Annotated in this window: 18 protein-coding genes and 1 pseudogene; 7 read left to right on the forward strand and 12 right to left on the reverse strand. The window is 62.1% G+C overall.

Features of this window, described 5'->3' with window-relative positions; translation table 11 throughout:
* A pseudogene (locus QZ522_RS10435) lies at positions 1–303 on the reverse strand (transketolase); the annotation flags it as partial.
* Positions 304–381: 78 nt separating this feature from the next.
* The gene (locus QZ522_RS10440) at positions 382–1,401 is read right to left on the reverse strand and encodes a 1-aminocyclopropane-1-carboxylate deaminase (RefSeq protein ID WP_294610836.1); all 1,020 of its coding nucleotides are present in this window, start codon (positions 1,399–1,401) and stop codon (positions 382–384) included.
* 157 nt (positions 1,402–1,558) lie between these two features.
* Here QZ522_RS10440 and QZ522_RS10445 point away from each other — a divergent pair, with 157 nt between their 5' ends.
* Complete coding sequence (locus QZ522_RS10445; RefSeq protein ID WP_294610837.1) at positions 1,559–2,020, forward strand: Lrp/AsnC ligand binding domain-containing protein; 462 nt, start codon at positions 1,559–1,561, stop codon at positions 2,018–2,020.
* A 46-nt stretch (positions 2,021–2,066) separates the two neighbouring features.
* Here the strand turns inward: QZ522_RS10445 and QZ522_RS10450 are convergent, their stop codons facing one another.
* The 5 genes from QZ522_RS10450 to QZ522_RS10470 form a co-directional block, all read right to left on the reverse strand.
* Entirely contained in the window at positions 2,067–2,459 is a 393-nt protein-coding gene (locus tag QZ522_RS10450; RefSeq protein WP_294610838.1) for a GFA family protein, read from the reverse strand.
* 86 nt (positions 2,460–2,545) lie between these two features.
* Complete coding sequence (gene arsJ, locus QZ522_RS10455) at positions 2,546–3,808, reverse strand: organoarsenical effux MFS transporter ArsJ (RefSeq protein WP_294610839.1); 1,263 nt, start codon at positions 3,806–3,808, stop codon at positions 2,546–2,548.
* Positions 3,805–4,803: an ArsJ-associated glyceraldehyde-3-phosphate dehydrogenase gene (locus tag QZ522_RS10460; RefSeq protein WP_294610840.1), complete on the reverse strand. Its 999-nt coding sequence runs from the start codon at positions 4,801–4,803 to the stop codon at positions 3,805–3,807. Before QZ522_RS10460 ends, arsJ begins: the two co-directional genes overlap by 4 nt.
* Entirely contained in the window at positions 4,800–5,645 is an 846-nt protein-coding gene (locus QZ522_RS10465) for a helix-turn-helix domain-containing protein (protein ID WP_294610841.1), read from the reverse strand. The genes QZ522_RS10460 and QZ522_RS10465 overlap by 4 nt, the downstream gene beginning before the upstream one ends.
* Before the next feature lie 142 nt (positions 5,646–5,787).
* Positions 5,788–6,885, reverse strand: a complete 1,098-nt coding sequence (locus tag QZ522_RS10470) for a Hint domain-containing protein (RefSeq protein ID WP_294610842.1) — start codon at positions 6,883–6,885, stop codon at positions 5,788–5,790.
* A gap of 470 nt (positions 6,886–7,355) precedes the next feature.
* On the opposite strand from QZ522_RS10470, the gene dapE reads away from it, so the two are divergent.
* From dapE to QZ522_RS10490, 4 genes are all read left to right on the forward strand, one after another.
* On the forward strand, positions 7,356–8,507 hold the full coding sequence (gene dapE, locus QZ522_RS10475; protein WP_294610843.1) for a succinyl-diaminopimelate desuccinylase: 1,152 nt from the start codon (positions 7,356–7,358) through the stop codon (positions 8,505–8,507).
* Between the two features lie 2 nt (positions 8,508–8,509).
* Positions 8,510–9,097, forward strand: coding sequence for a TIGR04282 family arsenosugar biosynthesis glycosyltransferase (locus QZ522_RS10480; protein ID WP_294610844.1), 588 nt, complete (start codon positions 8,510–8,512; stop codon positions 9,095–9,097).
* A 48-nt stretch (positions 9,098–9,145) separates the two neighbouring features.
* Positions 9,146–11,404: a ribonuclease R gene (rnr, locus tag QZ522_RS10485; RefSeq protein WP_294610845.1), complete on the forward strand. Its 2,259-nt coding sequence runs from the start codon at positions 9,146–9,148 to the stop codon at positions 11,402–11,404.
* A gap of 107 nt (positions 11,405–11,511) precedes the next feature.
* Entirely contained in the window at positions 11,512–12,858 is a 1,347-nt protein-coding gene (locus QZ522_RS10490; RefSeq protein WP_294610846.1) for a lytic murein transglycosylase, read from the forward strand.
* Positions 12,859–12,940: 82 nt separating this feature from the next.
* Here the strand turns inward: QZ522_RS10490 and QZ522_RS10495 are convergent, their stop codons facing one another.
* Together QZ522_RS10495 and QZ522_RS10500 are read right to left on the reverse strand one after the other, a co-directional pair.
* The gene (locus QZ522_RS10495; protein ID WP_294610847.1) at positions 12,941–13,666 is read right to left on the reverse strand and encodes a 2-dehydro-3-deoxygalactonokinase; all 726 of its coding nucleotides are present in this window, start codon (positions 13,664–13,666) and stop codon (positions 12,941–12,943) included.
* Entirely contained in the window at positions 13,663–14,082 is a 420-nt protein-coding gene (locus tag QZ522_RS10500; protein ID WP_294610848.1) for a TIGR01244 family sulfur transferase, read from the reverse strand. Before QZ522_RS10500 ends, QZ522_RS10495 begins: the two co-directional genes overlap by 4 nt.
* Positions 14,083–14,364: 282 nt before the next feature.
* On the opposite strand from QZ522_RS10500, the gene QZ522_RS10505 reads away from it, so the two are divergent.
* Together QZ522_RS10505 and QZ522_RS10510 are read left to right on the forward strand one after the other, a co-directional pair.
* Positions 14,365–14,799 carry a universal stress protein gene (locus QZ522_RS10505; RefSeq protein WP_294610849.1) on the forward strand — a complete coding sequence of 145 codons (435 nt, stop codon included), beginning with the start codon at positions 14,365–14,367 and terminating at the stop codon, positions 14,797–14,799.
* 27 nt (positions 14,800–14,826) lie between these two features.
* Entirely contained in the window at positions 14,827–16,368 is a 1,542-nt protein-coding gene (locus QZ522_RS10510; RefSeq protein WP_294610851.1) for an alanine/glycine:cation symporter family protein, read from the forward strand.
* Between the two features lie 107 nt (positions 16,369–16,475).
* Here QZ522_RS10510 and QZ522_RS10515 read toward each other — a convergent pair whose 3' ends face one another.
* The 3 genes from QZ522_RS10515 to QZ522_RS10525 form a co-directional block, all read right to left on the reverse strand.
* Positions 16,476–17,789 carry a pitrilysin family protein gene (locus tag QZ522_RS10515; RefSeq protein ID WP_294610853.1) on the reverse strand — a complete coding sequence of 438 codons (1,314 nt, stop codon included), beginning with the start codon at positions 17,787–17,789 and terminating at the stop codon, positions 16,476–16,478.
* Positions 17,786–19,117 (reverse strand): pitrilysin family protein, encoded by a 1,332-nt coding sequence (locus QZ522_RS10520; protein ID WP_294610855.1) that lies wholly within the window; start codon positions 19,115–19,117, stop codon positions 17,786–17,788. The genes QZ522_RS10515 and QZ522_RS10520 overlap by 4 nt, the downstream gene beginning before the upstream one ends.
* A 99-nt stretch (positions 19,118–19,216) precedes the next feature.
* The coding region (locus tag QZ522_RS10525; RefSeq protein WP_294610858.1) for a penicillin-binding transpeptidase domain-containing protein at positions 19,217–19,682 on the reverse strand (466 nt) is incomplete at its 5' end.

Consider the following 19,682-nt stretch of genomic DNA (forward strand, 5'->3'; position numbering starts at 1 on the left):
TTGCACGCCGTCAAAGCCGCGAAAATTTTCCATCTTTTTGCGTGTCTGATTGCCCATCAAATACTGAATGGCGTGGAAGATGGGAGAGGCATGTGGTTTGACTGCCACCCGATCCTGCGGCTTTAGCGCCGAGAAATAAAGCGCTGTCATGATCGACACCATCGAGGCCGACGAGGCCTGGTGGCCGCCCACCTTGATACCATCTGCCTTGGGGCGGACATGATTTGCGTGATGGATCATCCAATGCGACAGCCACAAAAGGCGTTGCTCGATGGTCTTGAGGTGCGAAATGTCGGCGGTCATTGGCGTCTCTCTTGGGCTGGCTGAAATGCGGCCCCTCTTTCGCGGGGGGCCGCCCTGTAATGTTGTGCGGTGCGTGTGTCAGCCGTCCTTGTAATGATAGCTGTACCCGTTCAGCGCGGGCGCACCGCCCAGATGAGCATAAAGCACCTTTGACCCTTCGGGAAAGAACCCTTTGCGGGTCAGGTCGATCATGCCCTGCATGGATTTGCCCTCGTAGACCGGGTCGGTGATCATCGCCTCGGTGCGCGCCGCCAGGCGGATCGCGTCATTGGTTTCCTCGGAGGGCACGCCATAAGCCGGATAGGCGTAATCGGGATTGATGATGATTTCGTCATCGCGCACCGCGCGGCCCAGCCCGACCAGATCTGCGGCGTTGTCGACAATCTCGCGCACCTGTGTCCGGGTTTGCTCTGGCGTGCCGGATGCATCGATTCCGATCACCCGGTCGGCACGGTCCTGCGCGGCAAAGCCAACGATCATTCCGCCCTGGGTCGAGCCGGTAACGACGCAGACGACGATATAATCGAAGGTGAACCCTAGCTCTTTTTCCTGTTCGGCAACCTCTTCGGCAAAGCCGATATAGCCAAGCGCACCCAATTTATGCACCGACGCCCCCGCCGGGATGGCATAGGGTTTGCCGCCGCTGTCCTTGACCGACTGGATGGCATCCTCCCAGCTTTTGCGGATACCGATGTCGAACCCGTCATCGACAAGGCGGCTGTCGGCGCCCATCAGGCGGGTCATCTGGATATTGCCGACACGGTCGTAGACGGCATCGTAATGCGGCACCCACTTTTCCTGGATGACGACGCAATCCATGCCAAGCTTGGCCGCCGTCGCCGCCACCATGCGGGTGTGGTTCGACTGGACCCCGCCAATCGACACCAGCGTGTCCGCCCCGGAGGCAATGGCGTCAGGCACAATGTACTCAAGCTTGCGAAGCTTGTTGCCCCCCATCGCCAGACCAGAGTTGCAATCTTCACGCTTGGCATAGATCTCTACCTTGCCGCCAAGTTCTTCAGACAGGCGCGGCAAATATTCGATTGGCGTCTTTCCGAAGGTGAGCGGGTAGCGTTCGAACTTTTCGAGCATCGACATGAGGTATCTCCTGATTGCATGACTGCCCCGAACCCTAGCGATTTCCGTTTGAAAGGTGTTTCCGAATGTTTGGCCTGTTTTTGACTTTTGATCTGGGTTGAATCTGGAATAAAGGGTTTTGACATCAATAAAGCACCCATCAACGGAATATTCTTTCATGGCCGATCTGGACCGAATCGATCTTAACATATTGCGGGCCCTGCAATTGGACGGGCGCCTCACCAATGCAGAGCTTGCCTCGCGGGTGAATGTCAGCCCGGCCACCTGCCATCGCCGCACGCAGCGGCTTTTTGAAGAGGGCCATATCACCGGGGTCCACGCACAAATCGCACCGGAATCCGTGGGCCTCGGGGCGGTGGTCATGGTTGGGGTGGTGCTTGACCGTTCCACCCCGGAAAGTTTCGGCGCCTTCGAGAAGGCCGCGATCAAGCTTAAGGAAGTGCTCGACTGCAACCTTGTGGCGGGTGATTTCGACTATCTGCTGAAAATCCGGGTCCGGGATATGTCGGAATTCAACAAGCTTCATGGCAAACAACTGATTGCCCTGCCCGGTGTGCGACAGACGCGGACATTCTTCGTGATGAAGGAAGTAAAGGACAATGCCCCGCTTCCGTTTTGAGGCAGGGCGCATGGCCGAAGGGCCGCAACGGGCCGTCCCGCATGACTTAGGGTTCAAGGCGACCTTGGGCGTCGCGATCACGGTCATATAGCGTCACGCGCGGAAATGGCGGCAACCAGGCCTCGCGGCGCAGGGTCCAAAGCTCGTATGTCGGTGTGAATTGGTCAGGCGCATCAAGCGCTCCGAGGTGCAGTTCAATTTCATCGTCGCTGCGCGAAAAGACCGAAGAACCACAGGTCGGACAGAAAAACCGCCCTGCGTATTCGCCTGTTTCACCTTCAATCTCAACAGCATCCCGAGGGAACACGGCAGAGGCATGAAAGAGGGCGCCATGATGCTTGCGGCAATCCATGCAGTGGCAAACTCCGATCCGGTAAGGGGCGCCAGTCGCGGTAATCCGAACCTTGCCGCAGAGGCACCCACCAGTCACGCGCGTCATAAGGTGTCTCCCCTGAACATCCAGCGTTTGCGACGACTGTGCCCGCGTAATGTCGCGGCTGCAAGCCGGGCGGCGTTTGGCGCGGCTTACGACGGTTGCGCTGCATGGGGCTCAAGCCGCCCGGCGGCGAGCGCACTCAGGCCCACCATGACGGCGGCCGTCCCAAGACAGAGCGCAAGGCCGCCAGCCTGATAGGTCAGCCCCGACAGGACCGTGCCAAGAAGCCGCCCGCCCGCATTGGCCATATAGTAAAACCCCACGTCCAGGGTGACCCGCTCGTCGCGGCTGAAGGCAAGGATCAGATAGGAGTGGAGCGAAGAGTTGATCGCGAAGAGCACCCCGAAGGCCAACAGGCCTGCGACCACGATCGGGGTCATCACCGGCGTTGCTCCCGAATAGACCATAGCGGCCAGGGCAAGACTGGCCGGAACAAGAAACAGGGCAAGCGCCCATCCGCGCGCGGCGCCGATCAGCTCGGATTCAGGCCTTGCAGAGGCCCGCAAGATGCGCGGCGCGGCGGCCTGCATAGCGCCATACAGGATGATCCAGACCGCCATGAAGCTGCCGATCATGAAAAAGGCGGCCCGGTTTCCTTCGGCACTGCCATCCGAGAGCACGGCATGGAAATAGACCGGAATTCCGACGACGAACCACACGTCCCGCGCACCGAACAGAAATATCCGCGCGACGCTAAGCCAGTTGACGTTGGCGGATTTCGAGAAAAGTTCAGAGAACTTTGCCCCCTTGCGCCCCCTCGGCAGGCCCGGCGGCATGGCGATCAGGACGCCAATCAGGATCGCGGCAAGAACCGCCGCCATCCCCAGCACCGCCCAGACAAAGCCGAACGTGGCCAGAAGGGCGCCCCCCAGCAGGAAACCCAGCCCCTTGACCGCATTCTTCGACCCGGTCAGGACCGCGACCCACCGAAACAGGCCGCCATCCCCTTTCGGCGCCAATAGCTTGACCGCCGACTTGGAGGACATCTTGGCCAGATCCTTGGCGATGCCGCTGGCCCCTTGGACGACCATCACATAGGCAACCGACAGGCCGACGGACCAGGCCGGATCAAGCCGGGCAAGCGCAACAAGTGCGACGACCTGAAGGCCGAGCCCGGCATAAAGCGTCAAGGTCAGCCCAAAGCGCGCCGCGATCCACCCCGCCGACAGGTTTGTCACCATGCCCGCGATCTCGTAGAGCACGAAGAGATAGGCCAGTTGCAGCGGGCTGAACCCCAGCGTGTGGAAATGCAGCAGCACCAGCATTCTGAGCGCGCCATCGGTCAGCATGAACGCCCAATAGGCCGCCGTCACCGCGATATAGGCGGATAACCCGTCGGGACGGTCGCTCAAATCGAACCTCCGACCATGCAAGCCACATCGGCCAGCCGCCAAGCATAGCCCATCTCGTTGTCGTACCACACATAGATCTTCACCTGTGTGCCGTTCACCACCATGGTCGAGGGCGCGTCCACGATGCCCGAACGCGTATCATTGGTGTAATCGGCCGACACCAGCGGGCGTTCCTCATAGCCAAGGATGCCCTGCAATTCGCCGCCTGCCGCCGCCTTGAACAGGGCGTTGACCTCTTCAACCGTGGTTTCGCGCTCAACCTCGAAGACGCAATCGGTAAGCGAGGCATTCAACAGCGGCACCCGCACGGCATGGCCGTTCAGCCGCCCCTTGAGATCGGGATAGATCAGGGTGATGGCCGTGGCGCTGCCGGTGGTTGTCGGAATGAGCGAATTAAGCGCAGAACGCGCGCGCCGCATGTCCTTGGCCGGGCGGTCGACAATCGTCTGGGTGTTGGTCACGTCGTGGATCGTGGTCATAGAGCCGTGGCGGATGCCGATATTCTCGTGGATCACCTTGACCAGCGGTGCCAGGCAGTTGGTCGTGCAGCTGGCGGCGGTCACGATCCTGTGGCGGGCGGGGTCATAGACATGCTGGTTGACACCATAGACGATATTGGCCGCATCCCCGTCCTTGACCGGGGCAGAGACCACGACCTTTTTGACGCCTGCGTCGAAATAGGGGGCAAGGGCGGCCTCGGTCTTGAAAACGCCGGTACAGTCAATGACCACGTCGACCCCCTCAAGCGGAAGATCCTCGATCCGGGAGGTGCCAACAAAGGGCAGGCGGGTGCCGTTGATCGCAACGCTGCTCGCATCATGCGAAAAGCTGGCGTCCCACCTGCCGTGAACCGTGTCGAATTCGAGCAGATGCGCATGCATCTCTGCATCGCCCACCGCGTCATTGATCCAGGCGATTTCCACCCCCCGGTCCAAAAGCGTGCGCAATGCCAGTTTTCCAACGCGGCCCAGGCCATTCAGGGCGTAAACGGTCATGTTGTTTCCTCTTGGTGTTGTGATGCGATGTCGTCGACGGCCCGTTGCAGCGAGAGGCGGTCCAATCCTGCCAGCGGCAGTGCGGCAAAGGCCAGTATCCGGTTGCGGAGCGCGCCGTAAGCCTGCTGGAAGGCAAGGCTTTTCTGCGCTTGGCTGCCTGTGGCCCGGACCGGATCGGGCATCCCCCAATGCGCGCTGATCGGCTGGCCTTCCCATGCGGGGCAGTCCTCATTGGCGGCCTGATCGCAGACGGTGAAAACAAAGTCCATCTGCGGCGCATCCGGCCCGGTGAATTCCGAAATGTGTTTCGCGCGCAGGCCCGATGTGTCGTGGCCCTTGGCCCTGAGCACTTGAAGCGCGAAGGGGTTCAACTCGGAATGGGGCCGCGTGCCAGCGGAATAGACGTTGAAGCGGTCTTCGGCCTCTCTGCGCAAAATGGTTTCGGCAAAGACCGAACGGGCAGAATTTCCGGTGCAGATGAAAAGCACGTTGTATTTTCGGTCGGACATATCGGGCAAACCTTCCTGACGGGGGACTGCAAAAGAGGCGCAGGTTTCGGGGCGGCCGCGACAGCAGTCGTTGAAAAGGAAATCCACGATCTCCCCGGCCGCCTGCGGTCTCGCGCTATAGAGCAACGATGTGCTCATGCGCCTCTGACCGACCAGCCCGGCCGTTGACAAGGCCGAGAGGTAGACCGACAGGGTGGAAGGCTTGATGTCAAGCGCCCGGCCGATCTCGCCTGCGGGGACCGCATCGGGCAGGCGCCGCATCAAGAGCCGGAAAACGGCCAAGCGCCCCGGATGACCCAGAACATTCAGACGTGAGAGAATCATATTTTCCATATTTCATGAATAACAAAAATTAATTGAACGGAAAGTGACAGTTTCAAGACGGTGCATCGGCGGCGCCGGTCATCTGGGGGCTTGGTAAATGGGCTCGGGCGGAGGTCTGATTTTCCCGCCTGCTGCCGCCTGCGCACCTGCTTCAGGCGGCGCGGTTGACCGCGAGGGTAATGGCCTCAAAGGGTTTGAGCACCGGCCATACCGGCCTGGGGTGTTCAGGCAGGCGCCCGCGGTCATAGCCCGCCAGCACGCCCGCCCCCAAAAGATCGGGATTACGTCGCAGGCGCCCGACATAAAGGCTTTCTGTTGAGGTGCCGGCGGCGATGATCGCCTCATGCCCCGGCAACAGAAGGTGATGATAGGTTACTACATCCGGGGCCTCGGCGTAGAGTGCGGAAAACCCGTTCACAAGATGGCGGGCGGGCACCAGCACCGCCTCGGAGCCAAACAGGTATTCCACCTCTGAACCGCGGATCACAAGCCGCTGTTGCGGGGCGACGGTTATATCGCGGCGTAACCCGAAATAGGGCGCACGCAGGCGCACGGGGCGGAAACTGCCAAGGGCGGGGACACTGCGGCTTACGGTTTGCAGGACCGGCACGATCCCGCCGTCATCGGTATTCACGCAATCGCCGCGCCGAAGCTGACCGGCTGGTACGAAACCCGCCGGCGTGCAGATCGGCACGCTTGCGCTCAGGCCGGGCATGGGGCCGATCGGCTCGATCCGGGCCGAGAGGGCGATAAAGACCACGTCGGGGTCAAGCTGACGCTGGCGCGGGTCGGTCATGATCGTGCGCATATCCGCAAGCGGCATCGGATGCGGCGGTGGCAGGGAAATGGCATGTATCCGGTCGTTTTCGGGCCGTTCCAACGACAGCCGCCCCCATCTTGCCGGTGCATCCCAGCTATAGGTCAGGCGCACCGTATCCGTCCGGTCATCGGGTCGGTAGGGCAGGGTCGCGTGGCGCATATCGCCCGCCTGTGTCTCGATCAGAACGATGCCGCCACCCGGCAGCGCCTGAAGCGAAAAGCCGCCGCTCCAGGGGTGGCTGCGGCTGAAGGCCAATAGGGTTTGCGGGCCCCTCACAGAGGACAGGCGCGTTTCGATCATCAAGGTGCCGCGCGGCATCAGCGCGCAATCGTCGAGTGGCGTGGTGCCCGTCGCCTGTGCCACGTCCGACCTCAGCCCGCCAAGCGAAAAGCGCCCCTCGTTCTGATCAGAGATGCCGATCCAGCCCATCTAGGCGGCCCGTTCCCGCGCGAACAAAGGCCCTGCAAGGCGGTCGTCGATCCGGGCATCGGCGAAATTCTGAACGGTGCCGGTGGCATGTTCGGGATCACTCGGTATGTCCACGCCTGAAATCATATCTGCCTCGACCCTTGGTCGGAAGCAGCGCAATGACGGACCCAATGGCGGGGGTCCCCCGCCAAACGTGGATTGCAAAGACGCGTTCTGATCTGCCTGATGGCGCCTTGCTGCTCGTCGTGGGGCCTATGTTGTCCTTTGCGGATCTAGCGCCCCTGGTTCGTCTTACCCTGCCTCGGGTGTCTTTTTATTGCCTCTGGTTAGCAAGTTATTGAACTCTTGTTAAGGATTATTCGTCTTTACGCGGGGTGTTTCAAAACGGCACATCCCTGCGTGGGGTTTGCGCTTGGGCGCGATCCGCGCTAGGCCGCGTTAAAACCACTTGCATTCAAGGTGAGAATCCGATGCCCCAGAGCCCTGTTGACCCCGTCAATCTAACTGCCGATCTGGTGCGCTGTGCCTCGGTCACGCCCGAAGAGGGCGGGGCGCTGACGCTATTGCAAGGCGTGCTGGGCGAGGCGGGTTTTGCCTGCAGTCGGATTGACCGGGGCGGGGTGTGCAACCTCTTTGCCCGATGGGGGGACAAGGGGGCCGAGCGCGCCTTTGGCTTTAACGGGCACACCGATGTGGTGCCGGTAGGCGACGCCGATGCCTGGAGTGTGCCGCCATTTGGCGCAGTGCAGAAAGACGGCTGGCTTTGGGGGCGGGGGGCGACCGATATGAAATCGGGGGTCGCGGCCTTTGTCGCGGCGGCAATCGATTTCGTGCGCACCACGCCGCCCGAGGGCGCTGTCATCATCACCATCACCGGCGATGAGGAGGGCGACGCGGTCGACGGCACCGTGGCGATCCTTGACTGGATGGAGCAGCAGGGCGAGGCGATGCGCGTCTGCCTAGTGGGCGAACCGACCTGCCCCGAGCGCCTGGGCGACATGATCAAGATCGGGCGGCGCGGCTCGCTTTCGGCGTGGTTCACGATCACCGGCGTGCAGGGTCACGCGGCCTATCCGCACCGCGCGAAAAATCCGCTGCCTGCGATGGCGCGGCTGATGGATCGGCTGGCCAGTCACGAGCTTGATCAGGGCACGGAGCATTTCGATGCCTCGACGCTGGCGGTGGTAACCATCGACACCGGAAATCCGGCGACCAACGTGATCCCGGCCACCTGCCGCGGCACGGTGAATATCCGGTTTAACGACGCCCATGACAGCACCTCGCTGATCGCCTGGTTGCAGGATGAGCTTGACCAGGTCGCGAAAGAGTTCGGCGTCGCGGGCGAGATGACGGTCAAAGTGTCCGGCGAAAGCTTTCTGACCCCGCCGGGCGCGCTTTCGGATCTGGTCGCGCAGGCCGTCAAGGCCGAGACAGGGCGCGCGCCAGAGCTTTCGACCACTGGCGGCACCTCGGATGCGCGCTTTGTCAAGGATCACTGCCCGGTCGTGGAATTCGGCCTTGTCGGGCAGAACATGCATCAGGTCGACGAACGCGCCGAGGTGGCGCAAATTCATGCGCTGAAGGCGATTTACGGCCGTATCCTGAGCGATTATTTCGCCTGAGCATGCGCCGGCATCTGATCGTCATGGTAAAAGAGCCGCATCCCGGCCGGGTGAAAACCCGGCTGGGGCGCGATATCGGCATGGTCGGCGCCGCCTGGTGGTTTCGCCGACAGGCAGCGCGACTTTTGCGGCGCGTGGAGGATCCGCGCTGGCAGGTGACGCTTGCGGTCAGCCCCGATGCCGAAGGGCTTCAAAGCCGGGTCTGGCCCGCGCGATTTGCCCGCGTGGCGCAGGGGCAGGGCGATCTTGGCGACAGGATGGGGCGGCTGATGCGCAGTATGCCAGAGGGGCCGGTCTGTATCATCGGCGCCGATATTCCCGGTGTCAGGGCGACCCATATCGCACGCGCCTTCGAGGCGCTTGGCCGTCATGATGCCGTGTTCGGCCCGGCGTATGACGGCGGGTATTGGCTTGTCGGGCTCAAGCGGGTGCGAGTGCCCGCGACGCTTTTCAGGGATGTGCGCTGGTCGAGCGAGCACGCCTTGGGCGATACGATCAAAAGCCTTGGTGGCGCAAGGGTGGCGCTTGTGGATCGGTTGCACGATGTCGATACGCTTGCGGACCTCGCGGTGGCGCAGGAGGCCGGCTGAGAGGTTTTCCCGGATGACGCGGGGTTTGCTTCGTGCTAGGGCAAGGCCATGAGCCATATGCCAGACAAACGCGAAATCCTTGAGTGGATTTCGGATCACCCGACCCTCACCTCGAAGCGCGACATTGCCAAGGCTTTTGGCATCAAGGGCGCGGCGCGGATTGTTCTCAAACGCATCCTCAAGGAGCTTGCGGAAGAGGGTCATCTTGAAAAGCGTCGCAAGACCTATTCCGATCCTGACCGCCTGCCGCCGGTCAGCGTGTTGCAGGTCAGGGGCCAGACCGGCGATGGCGAGCTTTTGGCCAAGCCGCTTGAATGGCAGGGCAAGGGGGTGGAACCCGTCGTTCTTCTGATCCCGCGCGCAAGCGATCCGGCCCTGGGCGAGGGCGACCGCATTCTGGCACGCCTGCAAGAGGTCAAGGGCGAGGCGCATCATTACGAGGCCCGCCTGATCCGTCGTATTGGCACCAACCCGCACAAGGTTCTGGGGGTGTTCCGTCAAGGTTCGGATGGTGGGCGGATCGTGCCGATCGACAAGGGCGACGGCAAGGAATGGCTGGTGCAATCGGGGGCGACCGGCGGTGCCAGGGATGGCGAGTTGGTCGAGGCGGAACAGGCCGGGCCGGCGGGCCGCATGGGGTTGCCGCGCGCGCGCATCGTGGCGCGTCTTGGCGATCCGTCTGCCCCGAAGGCGGTGTCGCTGATTGCCATTCACCAGCATGGAATTCCCGATGATTTCCCGGATGAGGTGATTGCCGAGGCGGATGCAATGGCACCGGCCGACCTCGGGGATCGCGAGGATATGCGCGACATGCCGTTGATCACGATTGATCCGGCCGATGCGCGCGATCACGACGATGCCTGTTGGGCGCATGCCGACGATGACCCCAAGAACGAGGGGGGGCATGTGATCTGGGTCGCAATTGCCGATGTGGCGCATTATGTGCGCCCGGGTACCGCGCTTGATGCCGAGGCGCGCAAGCGTGGCAATTCAAGCTATTTCCCCGACCGCGTGGTGCCGATGCTGCCCGATCGCCTGTCGGGCGATCTGTGCAGCCTGCATGAAGGCGTGCCGCGGGCCTGTATTGCCGTGCGCATGCAAATCACTGCCCAAGGCGAAAAAATCGGCCACCGCTTCGTGCGCGGCCTCATGCGCTCGGTTGCCTCGCTGACCTATCAACAGGTGCAGGCCGCCATGGATGGCGCGCCGGATGCGCAATGCGCGCCCCTGATGGACGAGGTGATCAAGCCGCTTTATGCCGCCCATGACGCCCTGAAAGCGGCGCGCAGGCGGCGCCAGCCGCTTGACCTTGACCTGCCCGAGCGCAAAGTGGTGCTGAGCGACGAGGGCAAGGTCCTGTCGGTCAACTTTGCCGAACGGCTGGAGGCGCATAAGCTTATCGAGGAATTCATGGTGCTCGCCAACGTGGCCGCCGCCGAGGCGCTTATCGCGCGCAAGTCGGGGTTGCTGTTCCGGGTCCACGAAGAGCCGGCGCCCGAAAAGCTTGAAACCCTGCGCGACGTGGCCGAGGCGGCGGGTCTTGTGCTGGCCAAGGGGCAGGTTCTCAAGACCGGGCACCTCAACGCGCTGTTGCATGCCGCGCGCGACACCGATCATGCCGAAGTGATCAACATGTCGACCCTGCGCTCGATGACGCAGGCCTATTACGCACCGCAGAATTTCGGCCATTTCGGCCTTGCCCTTCAGGCCTATGCGCATTTCACCTCACCGATCCGGCGGTATGCCGACCTTGTGGTGCATCGCGCGCTGATTTCGGTGCATGGCTGGGGCGATGACGGGCTGAGCCCCGAGGAAGAGGCCCGCCTTGAGGCCACCGGCCAGCATATTTCCGAGACCGAGCGCCGCTCGATGGTGGCCGAACGCGATACCAATGACCGCTATCTCGCGGCCTTTCTGTCAGAGCGGCTTGGCGAGGAATTCAGCGGGCGCGTCAGCGGTGTGGCCAAGTTTGGCGTCTTCGTGCGGCTGGACGAAACCGGTGCCGATGGTCTTATTCCCGTGCGCAGCCTCGGGCGCGAGTTTTTCCATTTTGACCGCGATGCAGGCACCCTGATGGGGTCTGATACGGGGCTGACCATCGGGCTTGGGCAGCGAGTCACGGTCAAGTTGGCCGAGGCCGCACCGGTCACCGGCGGGATTGCGCTTGAATTGATCAGCATCGAGGGCAAGACCATGCCGCGCGGCCCGAAGGGCGGCGCGCGCGGCAAGCCGTCCCATCGCAAGCTTGGCAGCGCGAAACGCAAGGCGGCCAAGATGAAACGCAAGACGGCGCGTAGTCAGCGATAGATCGCGCAAATATCGGCAACGATCTTTGTGCGTGGCGCAAGATTGCTTTTGATTCGGCGACAATCACGCTATGATTTGGCAAAGCCGAACTCAAAAAGGGCTGAGCTATGCAGGCGCCACTTGTCACGATATCAAGCGTTTTCATCCTAGTAAGCACCGCTTTGGCGGGCGCTGTCGAGGTTTCCCTCAGGCCGCAAATGCGCCCCGGTTCGGGGCTGATCACCGCGGCGGCGGTGGTGTCGGTCGATGTGCCGATCCGGAGCCTGCGCCCACAGATGCGCCCAAAGGATATTGCCGGGGGCGAGGCCCGCATCATGCCAGCCAGCGCCAACAAGGCGTTCGATCGCTGGATTTCCGGCTTTCGCGGTCGCGCCGCCCAACAGGGCATCAGCGGCGCCGTGTTCGATCGCGCCTTTCGCGGTGTGAAATATAACACCTCGGTCATTCAGAAAGACCGCAATCAATCGGAATTCACCCGCCAGATATGGGATTACCTTGATAGCGCGGCCTCGCCCGTGCGAGTCAGGAACGGACAGGCCGCCCTGCGCAAGCATGGTCGGACGCTGGCGCAGATCGAACGTAAATACGGCGTGGACAAAGAGATCGTCGCGGCGGTCTGGGGCCTTGAAAGCGCCTATGGCGAGCGTCGCGGCACGGTTCCCCTTATCGAGGCGCTGGCGACCTTGTCCTTTGACGGGCGGCGCGGGCGGTTCTTTGAAGGCCAGCTTGTTGCGGCCCTCAAGATCGTGCAGGCGGGGGATGTAAGCCCGGCCGACATGAAAGGGTCCTGGGCGGGCGCGATGGGTCATACACAGTTTATCCCGACCTCTTACCTGGCCTATGCGGTTGATTTCACAGGCGATGGGAAACGCGACATCTGGTCGGACGACCCAAGCGATGCCCTCGCCTCGACCGCCGCTTATCTCAAGCGGTTCGGCTGGACCAAGGGCCAGCCCTGGGGTGTTGAGGTGCGCCTGCCGCGCGGGTTCAATCACTCGACGGCGCGACGCGACACCAAAAAGATGCCCTCGCAATGGGCGGCGCAGGGGGTTGTCGGGCTGAATGGCAAACCGGTGCCGGAATACGGCCAGGCCTCGATCCTGTTGCCAGCGGGTGCGCAAGGGGCGGCCTTCATGATTTTCAACAACTTCGCGGTGATCGAGCGCTATAACAAGGCCGACGCCTATGTGATCGGGGTCGGCCACCTGGCGGATCGCCTCAAGGGTGGGCCGGAAATTCAGGCAAGCTGGCCGCGTGGCTACAAGCCGCTGTCGTTTGACGAGAAAATGGAAATGCAGCGGCGTTTGCAGCGCAAGGGATTCGGCATCGAAAAGATCGACGGGATCATCGGGCCCAATACGATTGATGCAATTCGCGGCTTTCAGAAGTCGGTCGGCAGCACGCCGGATGGCTTTCCCTCGCAGGAGCTTTTGGCGCAGCTGAAGCGGTCCTGAGGCCGGGCGGAAATCGGAACGCCGACCCCGGCCGCGTGGGGCGCGCGGTGGAATTCGAGTATTTTTGGAATGGTGAAAGCGATCAGTCGCTGAACCCCAAAGCCCGTGCCAGTGCGGCAAGCGCGCCAGGCAAGAGGGCGTCGGGCGCATGCTGTTCAACCGGCACGCCCTGTGCGCCAAGGGCGGCGGCATAGCCCGAGGCGGCCCCGGCGGGGGCGATGAGGGCCACGCTTTGACCAAGCCAATAGGGGCGGGCAGCGGCAAGTTCTGCGCCAAGCAGGTGCCCGCTCAGGGCGGCGGGTGTGGCAGTAACCTGTGCGCTGCGCAAGTGGGCGGCCAGACGTTCCGGGCGGCTCAGGCTGTCGGAGATGGCGGCGCTGTCGGGCGGCAAGGCGCCGCCAAGTGCCGTGATCAGCCTGGGCGTCAGGAAGCTTTGACAGCTTACCGCTTCATTGGCGCTCAGATGCACCCAGTGGCTAAGCTGGTCAGACAGCACACAGGCAACCCCATCCCAGTTCGGGTGGGCTTCGGCGAAGCCCAGCAGGATGAACCGCACCCAGCCGTCGATAACGTCGGGGGGGCTGTCCTGCGTCAGCCCGGCGAGACTGCGGCCGGAACCGGGTAAGAGCGGGCAGGGCAGGGCGTCGGGTTGACCCTCGCCGATCCGGTAGAGCCGCGACCGGGGGCCAAGCCCCTCAAGAGCAGCCGCCTCATCCGCGCCGCACCCCTGATCCAAGATCCTGGCGCCGCGCATCGTGAACACGCGGCTTTGCAGGCCGTCATGGCCGATCACGGCCCAGTCGGTCATCGGCTCTGTTGCAATTGGCGCAGGAGGCCGGACATGTCATAGCCCGCCGCCGTCGTTGCCTTGGCGATCGCGTCGGGGCCGAGCGTGTCGAAAAATGTCACGCTCCAGAGCATGGTGCAGCGCGTGCCGCTGCGGCAATAGGCAAGGATGGGTTTGGGCAATTCTTCAAGCGCCGTGCGAAATGCCGCCACGTCCTCGGCCGAAACCATGCCGGACACGATCGGCACCGAGCGTACCGCGAGACCGGCGGCCTCTGCGGCCTCTGCGACCGCGTCATAGGCGCATTGGCCGAATTCCTCGTCGTCGGGTCGGTTGCACAGGATCGAGCGAAAGCCCGCCGCAGCGATCCCGGCCACATCTTCGCATTCGATCTGTGGGGAAACAGAGAAATCATCGGTGATCTTGCGCAGGTCCATCGGGCCCTCCTTGCCGCGTTTTGCCCAGCATATGCGCGCAAATGGCACCAAGTTCAATGGGCGAGAGCGCGCAGCAGGGGCCGGGGCAGGATGAGGTGTCAATTTGGGACGGTCTGTCAGGAGTGAATATTCTTTCACTATTCATCGGAAAGAGCAGAATTTTGAGGCGATTGGGCTGCAAAGTGGAAAAAATCGGGAGAAATGAAAAACAAACCTCTGGTAGAGTGATGCATCGGGCCACGTAAACAGAGCCCGAATGTCAACAGAGAGGGAGAACCCGCTATGTCTGGAAAATTCGTCGTCGGCTACGACGGCAGCGCATCATCGCAGCGCGCGCTTGAATTTGCGGTGGACCGCGCCAAAGCGCAGGGTGGGGCGATTGTCCTTGCCCATGTGCTGGAATGGTCGCCATATTCGTTTTTGACACCAACCGAGCTTGAAGAGCGCCACAAGCGCCGCGAAGAAGAGCTTGAGCGTGCTGAAACCGCGATCATGACGACAATAGTCAAGGACCTGCGCGCGCAGGGCGTGACGGTCGATACCGTGATCAAATACGGCAATATCCCCGAACTTCTGGTGAAGATCGCAAAGGATTGCGGCGCGATCCAGATCGTGATCGGTCGCAGTGGCCATTCAACCTTTGGCGCGCGCGTGTTCGGGTCGGTTGCCGGTGCGCTCGTCCAGTCGGCACCGGTGCCATGCACCATTGTTCCATAAATAAAAATTCGGACAGGGATCAAACATATGCATCGAAAGAATTTACATGCGGCCATTGCCGCGGCCGGGCTGATGATGGTCAGCGCGCCGGCCTATGCTCAATCGGTTGACGAGAAAGTCAATCAGTTGTTCGCCAGCGCAACCGGCTGGTTCGTGAACCTCATTTTCTCCAACTTTCCGGGCACAGCCTTTCCATGGATCGTGGCCTGGCTTGTCATTGGTGCCACGGTGTTCACCCTCTATTTCGGCTTTGTTCAGTTTCGTGCGATCGGGCACTCGATCGCATTGGTGAAGGGGGATTATTCCGATCCCGACGATGCCGGTGAGGTCAGCCACTTTCAGGCGCTGGCGACGGCGCTTTCCGGTACGGTCGGGCTTGGCAATATTGCCGGCGTTGCGGTCGCCGTCAGTATTGGTGGCCCCGGTGCCACGTTCTGGATGATCCTTGCGGGTCTGATGGGCATGGCGTCGAAATTCACCGAATGTACGCTTGGCGTGAAGTATCGTAACGAATACGCCGACGGCCGGGTGTCGGGCGGGCCGATGTATTACCTGACCAAAGGGTTCGCCGAACGCGGCCTTCCCGGCGGTAAGGTTCTTGCGGTGATGTTCTCGGTTTTCTGCATCCTCGGGGCGCTTGGCGGCGGGAACATGTTCCAGGCCAATCAGGCGCATCAACAGATTACGGGGATTGTCGGGGCATATCCCGGCTGGATCACCGGCGTTGTCTTTGCCGGTGTGGTCTTTGCGGTCATTGTCGGCGGTCTGAAGTCCATTGCACGGGTGACCGAAAAGGTCGTGCCGTTCATGGGCATTCTATATGTCGGTACCGCCTTGATCATCATCCTGATGAACGCAGATCAGATCGGTTGGGCCTTTGGCCAGATATTTGCCGGGGCCTTTACCGGGCTCGGTGTCGCGGGCGGTATGATCGGCGCGCTGATCCAGGGCTTCAAACGGGCGGCCTTCTCGAACGAGGCGGGCGTTGGCTCGGCCGCGATTGCCCACTCGGCGGTGCGCACCAAGGAACCGATCACCGAAGGCTTCGTCTCGCTGCTTGAGCCGTTCATCGACACGGTGGTGATCTGTACCATGACCGCGCTGGTGATCATCATCACCGGGCAGCTTGTCGCCGGACCGGACGGCAATTACCTGCTCAATGAGGCAGGAACGGCCATTCAGACCGTTGGCGGCACCTCGGGCGTGGGCCTGACCTCGGCAGCCTTTGGCAGCGCGATCAGCTGGTTCCCCTATGTACTGGCGCTGGCGGTGGTGTTGTTCGCCTTCTCGACCATGATCAGCTGGTCCTATTACGGCCTCAAGGCCTGGACCTATCTGTTCGGCGAGGGCGAAACCACAGAGCTGGTGTTCAAGGTGATCTTCTGCATCTTCGTGGTGATCGGTGCGGCGGCCAATCTTGGGCCGGTGATCGACTTTTCGGATGCGGCGATCTTTGCGATGGCGGTGGTAAACATCATCGGGCTGTATTTCCTGATGCCGATCGTCAAGCGCGAGCTGAACAGCTATGTCAGCCGCCTGAAATCGGGTGAGATCAAGAAGTTCGAGTAAGGGGCCACTAACCTGGGCCACGGAAAAGGGCCGGTGCATCACGCACCGGCCCTTTTTATGTGGGGCAAAGCCGGGCTGTGCCGGATGGCGAGAACCCGGGCCTGTCCTCAGTTGATCGTGCTCTCAAGACCCTCGGGCTTGCCCACCACAACGAATGTAAGCTTGGCGGGATCGAGAAGATCGCGCGCCACGCGGTTCACATCCTCAAGCGTCACAGCATTCACCTGATCGTTGCGGGTGGTGATGTAATCGGTCGGCAGGCCTTCCATCTGCATCCCCACGGCGATATCTGCGATCGGTCCGTTGCCCTCGAATCGCAGCGGATAGGCCCCGGTCAGATAGGTCTTGGCATCCTGCAATTCCGCCTCGGTGACGCCATTCTGGCGGATCTTGCTCCATTCATCGCGAATGACGGCAATCGCCTCGGCGATCCGGTTGTTGGCCGAGGCAACCGACCCCATCCAAAGCTCTGCTCCGTCCTTGTCCATAAGATAGGAGTAAACCCCATAGGTCAGCCCGCGCTTTTCGCGCACCTCGTTCATCAGGCGGCTTTCGAACGACCCGCCGCCAAGAATATGGTTGAGAAGGTAGGCGGCAAAGAAATCAGGGTGATCGCGGTCAATCCCCGGCTGGGCAAAGGCGGCGATGGATTGCGGCGTGTCATAATCAATCACCTGCACCCCGCCCGGCAGGTTCAGCGTCGCCTCGCCCGCAAGCGGCGCGCCGGTGGCGGGCAGGTCGCCCAGAACATCGTCAAGCAGCGCCGACAGTTCCCCGGCGGTGATATCGCCGACGGCACTGATGTAAAGCCGGTCACGCGCAAGGGTGGCGCGCTGCGCGGCGATGATATCCTCGCGCGTCAGCGCCGCGACGCTTTCCTCGGTGCCGTTGAGCGAGCTCCCGTAGGGATGATCGCCATAGATCAGCCGGTCAAAGGACAGCCCTACAAGATCGCGCGGATCCTTCTGACTGGACTGGATGACCGACATGATCTGCGCCCGCACCCGCGCGATCGCATCCGGATCAAAGCGCGGCTCAAGCAGGCTTGCGCGCAAAAGCGCCGCCGCCTGTTCACGGTTCTCGGTCAGGAAACGCGCCGAGACGCTGATGGTGTCGTCGCTGACCCCATAGCTGAAATTGGCGGCCAGAGACTCGGTGGCGCGGGCAAAGCCCTGCGCATCCATGTCACCGGCGCCTTCTTCAAGCAACCCGACCATAAGGTTGACCGCCCCGCGTTTGTCCGGCGCATCAAGCGACGCACCGCCGCGAAAGCGAAGCTCAAGCGCGGCGAAGGGGATCGAGTGATCCTCGACAAGCCAGGCCTCAAGCCCACCGGGGGTGGTGATTTCCTGTACCTCGACACCGGCCCGCGCGGGCAGGGCGGCACAGAGCATGACAAATGCCAGAACCAGGCGGATCATTGGGTCACCTCCGGTGCAACAAGCCAGCCGGTGACCGATTGGTTGCGGTCAAAAACCTTGCGGGCAGCGGCCATGATGTCATCCTCCGTGGTGTTTTGCAGGATCTCGGGCCAGGCCTGAATATCGGCCACTTCAAGCCCTTGGGTCAGGGCGCTGCCATAGCGACGGGCAAGCCCGCCGACATCGTCGCGCGCATAGATTTCCGAGGCGCGCACCTGCATCTTGATCCGCGCAAGCTGATCTTCGTCAATTCCGGTTTCAAGGAAGGTGGCCAAAACATCGTCCATCGCCGCCTCGGCCTGTTCCAGGGGGACACCGGCGGCAGGAACGACGACCAGGCTAAAGGTTGTCTCGTCCAGTGACAGCCCGGAATAATACGCCCCGGTCTGAACGGCGATGCGGCTGTCGAACTGAAGCTTTTCGGCCAGGATCGAGGTGCTGCCGCCGCCAAGGATTTCCGCCAGAAGGGTAAGCGCCGCGGCTTCTTCCTGGGCGCCGCTGTTGCGTTCCGGGGCAAGATAGGACCGGCTCAGATAGGGCTGCGCGACGCGCGGGTCACGAAAGGTCATGCGCCGTTCCGCCATCTGGCGCGGTTCGCGGGCGCGGGCGCGTTCCGGCAGGTCGGGATTGGCCGGGAGTGGTCCGTAATAGGTTTCGGCCAGGTCGCGCACCGCCTCGGGGGTGACATCCCCGGCGATGATCAGGATGGCGTTATTCGGCGCGTAATAGGTTTTGTAATAGTCCAGCGCATCGTCAAGCCCGAGGTCAAGCATCTCATGCTGCCAGCCGATGATCGGCACGCCGTAGCGGTGATTAAGATACTGGGCCGCGCTCTTTTGTTCCCGGAACAGTGCCGAGGGGTTGTTTTCCACCCGCTGGTTGCGTTCCTCGATGATCACGTCACGCTCGGTGGCGATATCGCCTTCACCCAGTTGCAGATTGACCATGCGGTCGCTTTCCATCCGCATCATCAACTCAAGCCGGTCGGCGGCGATGCGCTGAAAATAGGCGGTGTAATCATAGCTGGTAAAGGCGTTGTCAGAGCCGCCATTGCGCGCCACCGTCGCCGAGAATTCGCCCGGTTCCACGGTATCGGTGCCCTTGAACAGCAGATGTTCCAGAAAATGCGCCACACCCGATGCGCCCGGAGGTTCATCCGCCGATCCGGCGCGATACCACACCATCTGGGTGACGACAGGGGCGCGGTGGTCTTCGATCACCACGACCTCCAGCCCGTTATCAAGGCTGAAGGTGGTTACCTGATCTTCGGCCATGGCAGGGGCAAGCGGCGTAAGGGCAATCAGAAAACTGGCGAGAAGTCTGCGCATCGGGGGGGCTCCGGTCCATGCTTGGGCGTTTGGCCACTAGATACGCCTTGGCGTGCATGTTTCAAGCGCCCTGACGGGAACGTCAACGCCCCGGCGGGGTTAGCTCGGGGGTGGCGGGCTTGACGGGGTGATCGTGCCATTGCGGCGCAGGCGGCGCTCTTCGCCATAGGCGACCACCTCCGGCTCGTCCAGCGTCACCACGAGAACGTATTTGGGATCGCTGACGGGAAAAACCGAGGCAAATGTGGCGATCACCTTGTCCTCATAATAGCCGCCCATTGGCTTGGGCTTATCCGCCGTCCCCGTCTTGCCGCCCACCTCGTAGCCCTTGACCTCGGCAAAGGAGGCCGTGCCTTCGCTCACGACCCGGCGCAGCATGGCCAGAGAGGCCTCTGCCACTTCCCGCCGCATCACCCGGGGGCCAAGCTGCGGCCCTGTCTGTTTCAACAGCGTCGGCGCCACGTAGTTGCCGCCGTTCGCGATCGCGGCATAGCCCGCAGCAAGATGCATCGGCGTTGTGGAGATCCCATGGCCGTAGGAAATCGTCATGGCCGACAATTCCGAC

Source organism: uncultured Roseovarius sp. (assembly GCF_913054395.1).
Taxonomy (GTDB): Bacteria; Pseudomonadota; Alphaproteobacteria; order Rhodobacterales; family Rhodobacteraceae; genus Roseovarius.

Bases quoted from the DNA above. Each gene is read 5' to 3' on its own strand.
- QZ522_RS10495 (WP_294610847.1), bottom strand. From the start codon at position 13,666: ATGACCGACTGGGCCGTGATCGGCCATGACGGCCTGCAAAGCCGCGTG.
- QZ522_RS10505 (WP_294610849.1), top strand. From the start codon at position 14,365: ATGTCTGGAAAATTCGTCGTCGGCTACGACGGCAGCGCATCATCGCAG.
- QZ522_RS10480 (WP_294610844.1), top strand. From the start codon at position 8,510: ATGCGCCGGCATCTGATCGTCATGGTAAAAGAGCCGCATCCCGGCCGG.
- QZ522_RS10520 (WP_294610855.1), bottom strand. From the start codon at position 19,117: ATGCGCAGACTTCTCGCCAGTTTTCTGATTGCCCTTACGCCGCTTGCC.
- QZ522_RS10460 (WP_294610840.1), bottom strand. From the start codon at position 4,803: ATGACCGTTTACGCCCTGAATGGCCTGGGCCGCGTTGGAAAACTGGCA.
- QZ522_RS10470 (WP_294610842.1), bottom strand. From the start codon at position 6,885: ATGGGCTGGATCGGCATCTCTGATCAGAACGAGGGGCGCTTTTCGCTT.
- QZ522_RS10465 (WP_294610841.1), bottom strand. From the start codon at position 5,645: ATGGAAAATATGATTCTCTCACGTCTGAATGTTCTGGGTCATCCGGGG.
- QZ522_RS10500 (WP_294610848.1), bottom strand. From the start codon at position 14,082: ATGGACCTGCGCAAGATCACCGATGATTTCTCTGTTTCCCCACAGATC.
- QZ522_RS10450 (WP_294610838.1), bottom strand. From the start codon at position 2,459: ATGACGCGCGTGACTGGTGGGTGCCTCTGCGGCAAGGTTCGGATTACC.
- dapE (WP_294610843.1), top strand. From the start codon at position 7,356: ATGCCCCAGAGCCCTGTTGACCCCGTCAATCTAACTGCCGATCTGGTG.
- QZ522_RS10445 (WP_294610837.1), top strand. From the start codon at position 1,559: ATGGCCGATCTGGACCGAATCGATCTTAACATATTGCGGGCCCTGCAA.
- QZ522_RS10515 (WP_294610853.1), bottom strand. From the start codon at position 17,789: ATGATCCGCCTGGTTCTGGCATTTGTCATGCTCTGTGCCGCCCTGCCC.
- QZ522_RS10440 (WP_294610836.1), bottom strand. From the start codon at position 1,401: ATGTCGATGCTCGAAAAGTTCGAACGCTACCCGCTCACCTTCGGAAAG.
- QZ522_RS10510 (WP_294610851.1), top strand. From the start codon at position 14,827: ATGCATCGAAAGAATTTACATGCGGCCATTGCCGCGGCCGGGCTGATG.
- QZ522_RS10490 (WP_294610846.1), top strand. From the start codon at position 11,512: ATGCAGGCGCCACTTGTCACGATATCAAGCGTTTTCATCCTAGTAAGC.
- rnr (WP_294610845.1), top strand. From the start codon at position 9,146: ATGAGCCATATGCCAGACAAACGCGAAATCCTTGAGTGGATTTCGGAT.